The organism is Amycolatopsis regifaucium, assembly GCF_001613935.1.
Classification (GTDB): domain Bacteria; phylum Actinomycetota; class Actinomycetes; order Mycobacteriales; family Pseudonocardiaceae; genus Amycolatopsis; species Amycolatopsis regifaucium.
In genome coordinates this window covers 441,522-454,947 of record NZ_LQCI01000009.1, presented here as the reverse complement: position 1 = coordinate 454,947, position 13,426 = coordinate 441,522, and the positions used below count along the sequence as shown (strand labels likewise).

The 13,426-nt window shown below is 68.0% G+C and carries 8 protein-coding genes; 4 read left to right on the top strand and 4 right to left on the bottom strand.

Features of this window, described 5'->3' with window-relative positions; translation table 11 throughout:
- The first annotated feature begins 54 nt into the window (after positions 1-54).
- The gene (locus AVL48_RS11970; RefSeq protein WP_061982878.1) at positions 55-3,021 is read left to right on the top strand and encodes an AfsR/SARP family transcriptional regulator; all 2,967 of its coding nucleotides are present in this window, start codon (positions 55-57) and stop codon (positions 3,019-3,021) included.
- Between the two features lie 175 nt (positions 3,022-3,196).
- On the opposite strand, the gene AVL48_RS11965 is transcribed toward AVL48_RS11970, so the two are convergent.
- Positions 3,197-4,273: an erythromycin esterase family protein gene (locus AVL48_RS11965; RefSeq protein ID WP_061982879.1), complete on the bottom strand. Its 1,077-nt coding sequence runs from the start codon at positions 4,271-4,273 to the stop codon at positions 3,197-3,199.
- Positions 4,274-5,097: 824 nt separating this feature from the next.
- Here AVL48_RS11965 and AVL48_RS11960 point away from each other — a divergent pair.
- The 3 genes from AVL48_RS11960 to AVL48_RS11950 all read left to right on the top strand — a co-directional run bounded on the left by AVL48_RS11960 (position 5,098) and on the right by AVL48_RS11950 (position 7,963).
- The gene (locus tag AVL48_RS11960; RefSeq protein ID WP_061982420.1) at positions 5,098-5,955 is read left to right on the top strand and encodes a helix-turn-helix domain-containing protein; all 858 of its coding nucleotides are present in this window, start codon (positions 5,098-5,100) and stop codon (positions 5,953-5,955) included.
- Between the two features lie 70 nt (positions 5,956-6,025).
- Positions 6,026-7,534 carry a CYTH and CHAD domain-containing protein gene (locus AVL48_RS11955; RefSeq protein ID WP_244162571.1) on the top strand — a complete coding sequence of 503 codons (1,509 nt, stop codon included), beginning with the start codon at positions 6,026-6,028 and terminating at the stop codon, positions 7,532-7,534.
- 75 nt (positions 7,535-7,609) lie between these two features.
- The gene (locus AVL48_RS11950; protein WP_061982422.1) at positions 7,610-7,963 is read left to right on the top strand and encodes an STAS domain-containing protein; all 354 of its coding nucleotides are present in this window, start codon (positions 7,610-7,612) and stop codon (positions 7,961-7,963) included.
- 113 nt (positions 7,964-8,076) lie between these two features.
- Here AVL48_RS11950 and AVL48_RS11945 read toward each other — a convergent pair whose 3' ends face one another.
- The 3 genes from AVL48_RS11945 to AVL48_RS11935 all read right to left on the bottom strand — a co-directional run bounded on the left by AVL48_RS11945 (position 8,077) and on the right by AVL48_RS11935 (position 13,414).
- Complete coding sequence (locus tag AVL48_RS11945; RefSeq protein WP_082857617.1) at positions 8,077-9,531, bottom strand: DNA polymerase ligase N-terminal domain-containing protein; 1,455 nt, start codon at positions 9,529-9,531, stop codon at positions 8,077-8,079.
- A gap of 110 nt (positions 9,532-9,641) precedes the next feature.
- Entirely contained in the window at positions 9,642-11,681 is a 2,040-nt protein-coding gene (locus AVL48_RS11940) for an ABC transporter ATP-binding protein (protein ID WP_061982424.1), read from the bottom strand.
- Positions 11,681-13,414, bottom strand: coding sequence for an ABC transporter ATP-binding protein (locus AVL48_RS11935; RefSeq protein ID WP_061982425.1), 1,734 nt, complete (start codon positions 13,412-13,414; stop codon positions 11,681-11,683). Before AVL48_RS11935 ends, AVL48_RS11940 begins: the two co-directional genes overlap by 1 nt.
- Between the last annotated feature and the right edge of the window lie 12 nt (positions 13,415-13,426).

Here is a 13,426-nt window from a genome sequence, read left to right as displayed (position 1 = left end):
TCAGCGACCGTGCCGGGTTAGATTCTGCCCACCCGTCCAGGTGATAGGTGCTTCGTGGAGTTCAAGGTGCTCGGCCCGCTCAGGGCCTCGGTCCCGCTGCCGTCGGCGGCTCAGCCCCGGCTGGTGCTCGGGGTGCTCCTGGCCAGGCCGAACGAGTTCGTCCACCGGGACACCCTCGTGGACGAACTCTGGCCGCAGGGGCCGCCGTCGAGTGCCGCCGCCGTCGTGCAGATGGCGGTTTCCAAGCTGCGCAAGGCCTTGTCACCCGGATTGGCGGTGGACGACGCCCGGCAGCGGCTGCCGTCGGGCCGGGGCGGCTACCTGCTGACCGTGTCGGAAGGGGAGCTCGACGTCGCCGGTTTCACCGGTCTGACCGCGGCGGCCGCGACGGCGACCGGCGACGAGCGCAGGGCGCTGCTCGAACGGGCACTGGGGCTGTGGCGCGGCCGGGCGTTCGCCGACGTCCCGGCCGGGCCGCTGCTGGAGGCGCACAAACTGTGGCTGGAGGACCGGCGAAGCTCGGTACTCGGCAAGCTCGTCGAGCTGGACCTGGCGGCCGGTGACCACAAAGCGGTGGCCGATCGGCTCGGGCCGGAACTGGCCGAGCGGCCGGGTGACGAGTGCCTCGCCGGATGGCTGGCCGAAGCACTGCACGGACTCGGTCGCCGGGACGCCGCGCTCGCCGTCCTCGACCGGTGCCGTCACCTGCTCTGGGAGCACGCCGGCGTGTCGCCGGGAGAAGACCTGCTGGAGGTTCACCGCCGGATCGCCGGAACCGGCTGGTCGGCAGGTGGGCCGCCCTGCCGCCTGCCGCCGTCGACCCCGGATTTCACCGGCCGGGCGGGTGAACTGGCGGAGCTGGGACGCGCGCTGCGCGGACCGGCACCGGTGGTGCTGCACGGCGCGGCGGGAGTGGGGAAGAGCGCGTTGGCCGTCCACGCCGCGTGGCGGGTGCGCAAACGGTTCCCGGACGGTCAGCTCGTCGCCGACCTGCGCGAAACCGGCGACGTGCTCAAGGGATTCCTCCGCGCCCTCGGCTTCGCGGAGACGGAACTCCCGCGGGATCGGGTGGGGCTTGTCTCTCTCTGGCAGAGCCAAACGGCGGACCGGCGGTTGCTGGTGCTCCTCGAGAACGCGCGGTCCGAGGCCGAGGTCCGGCCGTTGCTGCCGAGCGGTCCCGGCTGCGCCACGATCGTCACGACACGGCGACGGCTGGCCGGGCTGGTCGGCGCCCGGCCGATCCGAGTCGGTGAACTGTCCTACGCGGAATCGCGGGTGCTGCTCGGCGCGATCATCGGCGAGGACCGGCCGTCCGCCGAACCCGACGCCGTCCGGCGGCTGCTGGCCTGCTGCGACGGGCTCGCGCTGGCGGTACGCGCGGCGGGAATGAAGCTGCTGCAGCGACCGAGGCTGAGTATCGCCGAGTTCGCGACCCGGCTGGAAAACGAGCGCCTGCGCCTCGACGAACTCGCGGCCGGTGACCTCGCCGTCCGTCCGGTGCTCACCGAAGCCCTCGCGGAACTGTCACCACGGCAGCGGAATTCCTTGCGGTTGCTCGGTTTTCCCGGTGCCGTCGAGATCGCCGACTGGTTCGCGACCGCCCTGCTGGGCTGTTCGTCCCGCGAGGCGGCCGAGCGGCTCGACGAACTGGTGGACGATCATCTGCTCCACGCCGCACCCGATCAGGCGGGCTTCCTCCGGTTCCGGCTGCCGGGCCTGACCCGTCTCGCGCTCCGGGAACCGCCGGACCCCGACGCCCTCAAACGCGCGTTGACGGTCACCGCGGCCTTGGCCGAACACGCGGCCTCCGCGCTCGGTGCCGAGTACTCGCCCGTCCGCGGGGTGGACGCGCCCGCGGCGGCGTTGGACCGCGTCGCGGCCGACCCGATCGGCTGGCGCGACGCGGAAATCACGAACCTCGCCCTCGCCGCCCGGACCGCGAGCGGCCACGGCTGGACCGACCTGACCGCGCGGCTGGCCGACGCTCACAGCGATCTCGTCGACCCCCGGCGTGGCGGTTCACTGGCGTTACTCGGCTTCGACATCGTGCGCGAACGCCTCGATCTCCCCGCGGAGGCGGGAAAACTGCTGAAGCTCGGCCATTCCCACTCGAACGCGGGTGACCTGGCACGGGCGCGGACGTGTTTCGCGTTGGCCGAGGCCAGATTCCGGGCCGCGGCCGATCGGCGGGGCACCGGGGCCGCACTCGTCGCGCTCGCCGACGTCGACGCGGACTCCGGCCGTCCCCGGTCGGCGGTCGACGCGTTGCGCGAGGCATTGGACCTGTACCGGGACTGCGGTGACCTGGCCGGGCAGGCGATGGCGTCGGCCCAGTTCGGCTCGCTCTGGGACGACCTCGGTGACTTCGGGCGGGCGAAGGAGTGTTTCGAGGCGAGCCTGCTGCTTTCGCTTCACTGCGACGACGGACGGCAGCACGACCGGTCCGCCAAACGCTACGCCGACGTCCTGCGCCGGAACGGTCGCCTCGACGAAGCCGGTGATCTGCTGACGAGCGCGCTGACCGGTACCCGGAGCGCGCGTGAACGCCATTGGGAGGCGCATGTTCTGCGCAGCCTCGGCGATCTCCACGCGAAGGCGGGGGACGCGGGGGAGAGCGAACGGTGTCTTTCCCGGTCGTTGGAGCTGTTCGAACACGTCGGCCACCGGCACGCGGCCGCCTACACGCATCGGAGTTTCGGCGAATCCCTGCGTCTGGCCGGTGAAGCGGACCGGGCCGAGGAGCAGCTGGGCCTCGCGATGAACACGTTCCGCGCGCTCGGTGACCGCCGGGGTGGCGGATACGCCTTGCTCAGCCTCGGCCGTCTGCGAGCGGACGAAGGTGTCGCGACCGAAGCCGCCGAAGGGCTCCGCACGGCGGCCGGGTTGTTCCGGCAACTGGGATTTCCGGTGTGGGAACTACGCGCGCTCCGGGATCTTTCCGCCGTCGACCGGGACGGGCGGCAGCGGGACCGGGCTCGTGAAGCCTTGACGAAGATCCGCTTCGGGGCGATTCCGGGATAGCGGGGAGAGGGAGTATCGGCCTCCGCGTTTGGCGAAGTTATGGCGCCGATGTGTTGACTCGACTCCGGGTGAGCGGACTTCGCGCCGTCCCGGATTCGCGGGACTGGGGGTGACGGCGCGTGCTCGTGGCCGGGTGACGCCTTCAGAGGGCAGGAGGCGTCACCCGGTTCGACGGCTAACCCTCGACGTGCAGGATCACGTCCGCGTCATCGAGGAGCGCTTGGCCGAGCGGGAAGTAGCCCTGCTGCGGAGTGGGATCGGTCCGGACACGGGCGGGCGGGACCTCGGCGGCCGGAAGCAGCCCCCAATCGGTGATGATGTGCTTTCGCAGAAACCCTTCGTAAGTGTCGGCCTCGGGAGCTTGAAGCCCCATGGCCTCGCTTCGGCCGAGGGTGCTCGCGACGAAGGTGTACCGATCGCCGAGCAGCGGCGAAACCAGCCCGCCGGCGGCGTCGGTTCCGGTGCGCCGGAGGTGGAGGTTGTGCGAGAACACCATCGTCGCGCCACGACCGGCCTCGGCGGCGCGGATGTCCAGCAGGTTCCGGGCCATGATCGCGTCCCTGACCGCGGACAGGCGCTGATACCGCTCGCCTTGGTCGAGAGGTTCGGCGCACTGCCGGTGATAGCGCAGCAGATCGATGCCCGCCATGAGGTGGAGCTCGGCGCGGGACCATCCCACGTCCGGCTTGCGGGCGCGCAGCGCGGTCAGGAGATCCGACGCGATCGCGCGCAGCCGGTAGGCATCCGCCGTCGCACCCGGTGACTCGGCGGGGTCCATCACCGCTTCCGTACGGCTCCAGCGTTCGTCGTCACCCGCCACTTTCGCGATGTCCTGGGACGAGCCGAGGTAGCGGTCGGCGTATTCGAGGTACTGCCGAGGGCTGGGGGCGGAGAAGGTCTCGGTCGGCGCGTCGAAACCGTGGAACGACAGACGTTCCCCGGGCGGGCGGTTCTCGTTGTACTCGCGCAGCCAAGCGATCAGCCGCCGGTTCGCTTCCAGAGCGCCGAAGTCGTGACTGAAGCCTTCGCTCATCGCGAGGTCGAGGGTGCCGGTGCCGTCTTGGACGAAGTCGTTCGCGACGAGCGCGGCCACGCGGTCGGTTTCGAGGGCGATGGAGCGGAAACCCCGGTCGACGAGCTGGGCGAACAGGTCGTTGCGAACCTCCGCGAAGACCGGGGTCGCGTGCGTCGGCTCGCCCAGGCCGAGCAGGTCGCACGAGGGCGTCACGAAGTCTCGAATGTCTTGGCTCATGAGGTTCAAGCGTATCGTTGATACTTCGGTTGAAACTTTGATGCAGTTTTCTCGGTGTGTGGCTACGAAAGCATCAAACGGTTGTGAGCTCTCCTCAAGCGAACTTGAGATGAGCGAGGGCGCACCCGCTCGCAGGTGTCCACAGGGGACAGCGCCTGGGGGGGCATTGAGGGGTACGCCAAATGTGGCGTGCGGGGGTATCGCGCTAGCCGGGTCCGTGAAGGCCTCCTTGCCTACCCTGAAGGTAGGGAAGGAGACCTTCACTACCGGCCGATGTGGGACGGGCGTGGCGTCGGGCTGGGGTTGGAGTCTGTGGAGGCTGCCGCCGGGCCGCCCATATCGCGAAAGCCACGTTCGCGACACACCCGATTTGCCCTACGGGTCAAGAGAACGAACCCTCTCCTGGCTCCCTACGCGTGGTTCCGGTCTTGTACGCGGGAGGTACGTGATGGCCCCCTTCCTTGCGCTAGGCGCAGTGAAGGGGCCTTCATGTACTGGGGAAGGTGCTGCTGGGTTTTGTGAGGGCCTTCGCGGCGCCTCCGGCACTGGCCGCGTGTACCACCGAGCGAGCCGACCTCGCGCGACGATCCACGTGCCAACCCGAATCGCCCCGCCCCTGCCGTCACCGCAACAATTTCCCTTTTCCGCGTCTCGACCCCATTCCTTTCATGCGCTATAAACGTTAAGAACCCTTCGCGCGCGAAGGTGCTTCGCCCGCGAAGCAGCGCTTCGCGGGAATGCGCGAGCGCAAGTTATCAGCAGTTGAGGTGAATTACCGCGTGGCAGTCACTGCGCGGCCGGAGTTCGGCTCTACTTTGGCCCGCATGGTTGAGAAGGATTCGACGGCGCGGACCCGGGAACTGGGCCACCGCATGAAGGCGTTCCGGCAGCGCAGGCACTTCAGCGGAGCCGACGTCAGCCGCCGTAACGGCTGGTTGCAGAGCAAGGTCACGAGGTGGGAGCAGGGACTGCGTGAGTTGTCCGTGGTCGACGCGGCGCTGTATCTCGCGACCTGCGGCGAGGCGGAACCCGAACGCGATCTGCTCCTGGAACTCACGCAGGCGGGCAACGACCTCTACTGGGTGCGGCCGTACTTCGACGAGCTCGTCGATCCGATGAAATCCCTGATGATCCAGGAAAATCTCGCACACACCATCGTGCGCTACGAGTCACTGATGCTACCCGGGACGCTGCAGACCGAACCGTACGCCCGCACCACCTACGAGCTGATCGGCAACCGCGGCCAGGCGCAACTGGACCAGATCGTGCACGCCCGGATGGAACGGCAGAAGCTGCTCCAGCGGGATCGCCCGCCGCGGTGCCGGTTCTACGTCCACGAGCGCGCGCTGCGTTCGGTCATCGGTGGCCCGCGGATCATGCACGAGCAACTGTTGCATCTCGTCCTGTCGGCGAATCTGCCTTATTGTTCCATTCGCATCGTGCCCGAAACGAACGAAGTGAGCAGAACTATCGAGAATTCGTTCACCATCATGGAATTCACCGAGCATCCCGCGGTGGTGTACACGGATTCCTATGCGGCCGGAGTGTTCATCGACGATCGGGTGGCGGTCGAAGCGTACTATTCTCTTGTTGCGCGGCTGGAAAGCGATAGCCTGACCGAGGAGAAGTCACGTCAAATGCTCGCCGAGTGGGCGGACCGGTACGACCGGATGGAGGAATGACCCGATGGGGGTTTCCCGGCACCACTTCGGGGGGTAATCCTTCCAGGTAGCCGAGGAGAAGGAGTTCGTGGTGGCGAAGACGCAGGGTGGTGCCCCGGTAACCGAGGCGGAGATCGAGCGAAAGTACGACTTGGCGGCCGATCGGCCCATCCCGCCACTGGTCCCGGCCGGTCCCGTCACGAACCAGGCCGAACCGAGGGTGGACGTCCTCGATGCCACGTACTTCGACACCGCCGACTTCCGGCTGGCGCAGGCCGGTATCACGCTGCGGCGCAGGCTGGGCGGAAGCGACGAGGGCTGGCACCTCAAACTCCCGGTCGGCGAGGACAAGCGCGAGGAACTGCGTGTCCCGCTGTTGGGCAAGCCGGACAAGGTGCCCGGTGCGCTGGCGAAACTGGTCCGCGGGCGCACCCTCGGCGCCAAACTGGTCCAGGTCGCGCATCTGCGCACCGAGCGCACGTCGTACGCCTTGCTCGACGGGGACGGGCACGAGCTCGCGACCCTGACCGACGACGTCGTCACCGGCGAGGCGGGTGGCGAGAAGGCGCACCTCGACCGCTGGCGGGAGATCGAGATCGAGCTTTCGCCCGGCGCCGATCCCGCGGTACTCGACAGTCTGGATCGGGCTGTCGTGAAAGCGGGTGCGGAGCGGTCGAGGTGGCCGTCGAAGCTCCGGCGACTGACCGACGAGCTTGTCCCGTCGGCTGGGGGAGCGTCCGGTTCGGTGCTGGCGGACTATTTCACCGAACAACTGGACATGTTGCGCCGCAACGACATCGGGGTGCGCCGGGATGCCGAGGACGCGGTGCATCAGATGCGGGTCGCGAGCAGGCAGCTGCGCGGCGCGCTGCGGACGTTCCGGCGTTCCCTCGACGCCGACGTCGCGAATGGACTCGCCGCCGAACTCCGCTGGCTGGGTGGAGAGCTCGGACCGGCGCGGGACAACGAGGTGATGGCGGAACGCCTGCACGACGAGGTCAAGGCGCTGCCGCCGGAACTGGTCCTCGGCAACGTCGAGCAGTTGATGACGCGGCACTTCGAACGCGAGGCGCAGGAGGCGCGGGCGCGGGCCGTCCGGGCGCTCGACAGCAAGCGGTATCTGGATCTGTTGCGAGCACTGGAGAAGCTCGCCGCGAGGCCGCGGAAAATCAAGGATGGCAAGAAAGAACTCCGTAAGGCCGTGGCGCGTGCGGACCGGAAACTGCGTGAGGCCGTCGCGGCGGTCGCCGACCTGGCGCCCGGTGCGGAGAAGGACGCCGCGTTGCACGAGGTGCGCAAGAAGGCCAAGCGTGCCCGGTACGCCGCGGACACGGTGCGGCCGGTGAGTGGCAAGAAACTTCGAAAGTGGCGGAAGAACGTCAAGGCGGTGCAAACCACGCTGGGAACCCATCATGACGTGGTGGTCACCCGAGATGTCCTGCGACTCCTCGGACTTCGCGCCTACGCCGAAAGCGAAAACGCTTTCACGTACGGTCTTCTGCATGGCCGTTCGCTGGCCACGGCCGAAGCCGCGCACCGGCGTTTCGTAGCGCAATGGCAAAAGGTAAGTAAAGGTTCTCGCCCGAAATGGCTCAAATGAGTTAGCCCGGGTTGACCTCGCGCCGCCGCCGAGTACCGTCGATGGCACTTGGTGGTCTGGAGAGAGGCGCCCCCAATGTTGCCTGGCAAGCGTGTTCCCGGCGACCCGCCTCCCTTGGCCGTGACCAGCAGCCGCCGCCCGGACGGCGTCCTCGTCCTCACTGCGGTGGGGGAGATCGACGCGGCCACGGTCGGCCGGTTCCGCACCGAACTCAGCGGCGCGTGCGTCTCGGCGAAGCGGGTAGTCCTCGACCTGTCCGGAGTCGGTTTCCTCAGCTGCGCCGGATTGCACGCCCTCGAAGAGGCCAATGCCGTGGCACCACGGTTCTCGGTGATCGTGAAGACCACGCTGGTGTCGCGCATCCTGGACATCAGCGGGGTCGGCGCCGACCTCGACGTCCGCCGAGACGTCGAAGAGGTGCTGAACTAGCCTCGTCCGTCCTTTCGACGCAGTGGACGGTGAGCTCTCCCCCGACCGGGGTACTCTTTCGCCGTTCGTGATCCCGACATCCGATGAGCCGGTCCGCTTGTCCGGCGGCGTGCTCAGCCGTCGAGTTCGACCTCGTCGGCGGAGACGTCCGGCAGCAGGCCACGCCAGCGTGGATGGCGCAGGCAGCCCGCGTCCGTCCAGCCGCCGAAGACGACTTCGCCGACGATGGTCGGCCGCGACCAGCGCGCGTCCCGCGCTTGTTTGTCCGGCACAGAGCGGAACGGGGATGTCTTGCGCTCCAGGCGGAACAGCCGGCGGGAAAGCTCTTCCAGTTCGTCGCCCGCGAAGCCGACGCCGACGTTTCCGATGTACCGCAAGCCGTCTTCGTGCGGAACGCCGAGCAGTAGCGAACTGAAGGTGCGCGCGCGGCTGCCGCCACCGGGCCGCCACCCGCCCAGCACCACTTGCTGGACCCTTGTTCCGGTGATGGAAAGCCAGTCCCCGGTACGCCTTCCCGGGTGATACGCGGAGTCGGCGCGTTTCGCGATGATCCCGGCGAGTCCGTGCTCGCGAGCCGCCCGCGCGACTGCTCCGCCGTCACCCAGGTAATGCCGGGGGACCTGCCAGTGCGGTCCGGCGAGGCCGAGTCCGTCGAGGAGATCCCGTCGCTCGACGTAGGGCGATTCGAGGCAGGCCTGGCCGTCCAGATGCAGGAGATCGGTCACCAGGTAGAACGCCGGATACCGGGCGGTGAGCCGTTTCGCGGAACTCTTCGTGGCACGCGCCCGGTGCCCGAGCCCCTCCGCGCTGGGCTTCCCGCCGTCGAAGACGACGATTTCCCCGTCGAGAAAGGCTTCCGTGGCCCCCAGTTGCTCGCCGAGCCCGCGGAATTCGGGGTACAGCCCGGTCACGTCGTCGCCCGAATCGTCGTAGGCGGTGATCCGGCCACCGGACACCCGGAGCAAGGTGCGTCGCCCGGACCAGTCGAATTCATAGGCCCATTCCGCGTCTTCGCCGGTCGAGGGGAGACGGCCGGGTTTGGTCAGCATCGGGGCGAGGAAAGGCGGAAGTTCCGTGCGGCCGGGATCGGCCGGGTCGAGCCGTTTGAGCAGCCAGCCGCGCTCGTTCCCGTCCTTCTTCACATTGAGGAACAGGTATTTCCCGCGCGCCCTCGTCCCGTGGAAGACGACCTCGACCTTGTGGTCGTTGAAGTGCAGTGTTTCGTACCGGCCGGTGTCCCAGACGGTCATGCGGCCGCCGCCGTATTCGCCGGCGGGGATCTCGCCCTCGAAGGTGAGATATTCCATCGGGTGGTCCTCGGTGTGCACCGCCAGTCGTTCGAGATCCGGCGACATCGGCAGGCCTTTCGGCACCGCCCAGGAGACCAGCACGCCGTCCCGTTCCAGACGGACATCCCAGTGCAGGCTGCTCGCGTGGTGCTCCTGGATGACGAAAAGATCGTCGGACCCGGTTGCCCCGTCGCGATCCGGAATGGGTTCGGGGGTCCGTCCCGGTTTGCGCTTACGGCGGTATTCGCCGAGTTTCTCCGCCATGGTCGGCCAGCGCACCCCTCTCCGGATCGGTCACGCCAGCCTAGCGCCGTTCACCGCACCTACGCGTGGTGAAGGCCCCTTTTCCCACTGTGAGAGTAGGGAAAGGGGCCTTCACGAAGGGTTGATCAGTCGGTTTCGGCCAACGCCTCGGCGAACTGGGCGGCGTAGAGCCGCGAGTACGCACCGCCGGTGAGCAGCAGCGTTTCGTGGTCGCCTTGTTCGACGATCGAGCCGTTCTCCATCACCAGGATGACGTCCGCGTCGCGGATGGTGGAGAGCCGGTGCGCGATGACGAAACTCGTCCGCCCCTGGCGCAGCGAATTCATCGCCCGCTGGATCAGTACCTCGGTCCGGGTGTCGACCGAACTGGTCGCTTCGTCGAGGATGAGGATCGCGGGCTTCGCCAGGAAGGCCCGCGCGACGGTGATCAGCTGTTTCTCCCCGGTGCTGACCGTGCCGCCCTCGTCGTCGATGACCGTGTCGTAGCCGTCGGGCAGGGTGCGGACGAACCGGTCGACGTGGGTCGCCTTGGCCGCCGCGACGATCTCCTCGTGCGTGGCGCCCGCGGAACCGTAGGCGATGTTCTCCGCGATCGTGCCGCCGAACAGCCACGCGTCCTGCAGCACCATGCCGGTCTTGGACCGCAGGTCCTCGCGGTCCATTTCGGCGATGTCGACGCCGTCGAGGGTGATCCGGCCGCCGTCGAGTTCGTAGAACCGCATGAGCAGGTTGACCAGCGTGGTCTTCCCGGCCCCGGTCGGCCCGACGATGGCGACGGTGTGCCCCGGATCGACGGTGAGCGACAGGTCCTCGATGAGCGGGGTGTCCGGCGCGTACCGGAACGACACGTGCTCGAACTCGACCTGGCCGCGTACCGTCTGCACCCGGGCGGGCTCGGCGGGCTCGGGCTCCTGCTCGTCCGCGTCGAGCAACGCGAAGACCCGCTCCGCGGACGCGATGCCGGACTGCAGCAGGTTCGCCATGCTGGCGATCTGCGTGACCGGCTGGCTGAACTGCCGCGAGTACTGGATGAACGCCTGGACGTCGCCGAGCGACAGTGTCCCGGACGCCACCCGCAGCGCGCCGATCACGGCGACCAGCACGTAGCTCAGGTTGCCGATGAACATCATCGCGGGCTGGATGGTGCCCGAGATGAACTGCGCCTTGAAGCTCGCGCCGTAGAGCGTGTCGTTGTGCTCGCGGAAGACCTCCTGGGCCTCCTCGCGGCGGCCGAACACCTTGACCAGCGAGTGCCCGGTGTACATCTCCTCGATATGGGCGTTGAGCCGCCCGGTGGTGGACCACTGCTTGATGAACTGTGGCTGGGCCTTCTTGCCGATCTTCGCCGCGACCAGCACCGAGGCCGGAACCGAAAGCAGCGCGACCAGCGCCAGCAGCGGCGAGATGACGAACATCATCGTGAGCACGCCGACGACCGTCAACAGAGACGTCACGATCTGCGCGAGGGTCTGCTGCAGCGACTGCGCGAGGTTGTCGATGTCGTTGGTCGCCCGGCTCAGCACCTCACCACGCGGTTGACGGTCGAAGTAGCTCAGCGGGAGTTTGGCGAACTTCTCCTCGATCCGCTCCCGGAGTTCGAACACCGCCCGCTGCACCAGGTTCGTGGTCAGCCGGGTCTGCAGCAGCGCGAAGAACGACGCCACGATGTAGAGCAGCAGCACCCACATCAAGACCTGGCCGACGGCGTCGAAGTCGATCCGCTGACCCGGTACGAAGTCGATCCCCGAGAACATGTCGGCGAGGGTGTTGTCGCCCTTCGCCCGCAGCCCGGCGATGACCTCTTCCTTGCTGACCCCTTGGGGCAGGTTCTGCGCCACGACGCCCGCGAAGATCAGGTCCGTCGCCATGCCGAGGATCTTCGGGCCGATGACGCTCAGCGTCACGCTGGCGACACCGAAGGCCAGGATGCCGTACAGCACGGCGCGCTGCGGCTGCAGCAGGCGCAACAGGCGTTTCAGCGATCCCTTGAAGTCCAAGGCCTTCTCCGCGGGACCGCTCATGAGGGCGGCGGGGCCACGGCTGAAGACGGTGCCGCCTCCGCCCGGCCCGCGGGGTGCGCTCGCTCGCTCACCAACGCCTTTCGCCGGCGTGGCCGACGCGCCTGAACTGCCTGAGGTGTCCGCTGTGGACTCGGGCGCGCTCATCAGGCGGCCTCCTGTTCGGTCAGCTGGGACAGCACGATTTCCCGGTAGGTCTCGTTACCGTCCATGAGTTCGGTGTGCGTTCCGCTGCCGACGACCCGGCCTTCGTCGAGCACGATGATGCGGTCGGCGTTGCGGATCGTGCTGACCCGCTGCGCGACGATCACCACGGTCGCCTCGGCGGTCTCGGCCACCAGCGCCCGCCGCAGCGCGGCGTCGGTCGCGTAGTCGAGTGCGGAGAAGGAATCGTCGAAGAGGTAGATCTCGGGGCGGCGCACCAGCATGCGCGCGATCGCGAGCCGCTGCCGCTGACCACCGGAGACGTTGGTGCCGCCCTGTGCGATGGGGGAGTCGAGGCCCTCGGGCATCCGCTCGACGAACTCCTTGCCCTGTGCCACCTCCAGCGCGTGCCACAGTTCCTCGTCGGTGGCGTCGGCCTTGCCGTAGCGGAGGTTGCTCGCGACCGTCCCGGCGAACAGGTACGGCTTCTGCGGTACCAGCCCGACGGCGTCGGACAGCACGGTCGGATCCAGTTCGCGGACGTCGACGCCGTCGACCCGCACGGAGCCGTCGGTGGCGTCCATCAGCCGCGGGATGAGGTTGAGCAGCGTGGTCTTCCCGCTGCCGGTGCTGCCGATGATCGCGGTCGTCTCGCCGGGACTGGCGAGCAGCGAGATCTCCTGCAGGACCGGCTTTTCCGCGCCCGGGTAACGGAATTCCACATTGGACAGCTCAAGCCGCCCGTGCACTCGCCCGGGGCTGACCGGGTTCAGCGGCAGGACGACACTGGAGTGGGTGTCGAGCACCTCGGTGATGCGCTCGGCACTGACCTCGGCGCGCGGCACCATCATGAACATGAAGGTGGCCATCATGACCGCCATCAGGATCTGCATCAGATAGGACAGGAACGCGGTCAGCGCGCCGATCTGCATGCTGCCGTCGTCGATGCGCAGCCCGCCGAACCACAGCACGGCGACGCTGGAGGCGTTCATCACGAGCATGACGATGGGGAACATCAGTGCCATGAGCCTGCCGACGATCAGTGAGACGTCCAGCAGCGCGGTGTTGGCCGTGGTGAACCGCCGCCGCTCGTGGGTGTCCTTGACGAAGGCTCTGATCACGCGGATGCCCATGATCTGCTCGCGCAGGATCTGGTTGATCTTGTCGATCCGCTCCTGCATCAGCCGGAAGGCCGGGCGCATCTTCGCGATGATCACGCCGACCGAGATGCCCAGGATCGGGACCACGACCACCAGCAGCCAGGACAGCGTGACGTCCTGGTTCAGCGCCATGACGATGCCGCCGAAGCACATGATCGGCGCCGACACCATCAGGGTGAACGCCATCAACGTCAGCATCTGCACCTGCTGGACGTCGTTGGTGGTGCGGGTGATCAGTGACGGTGTGCCGAACTGGCCGACTTCGCGGGCGGAGAAGTCCTGTACGCGGTGGAAGATCGCGGCGCGGACGTCGCGGCCGACCGCCATCGCGGTGCGGGCGCCGAAGTAGACGGCGCCGATCGAGCACGCGATCTGCACCAGCGACACCAGCAGCATCACGCCGCCGACGCCGAGGATGTAGTCGATGTCGCCCTTGACCACGCCGTCGTCGATGATGTCGGCGTTCAGGGTCGGCAGGTAGAGCCCGGCGAGGGTCTGGACGAACTGCAGCAGCACGATCAGCCACAGGTCTCGCCGGTATGGGCGCAGGTGAGTGCGCAACAGCTTGGTCAGCACAACGGTTTCTCC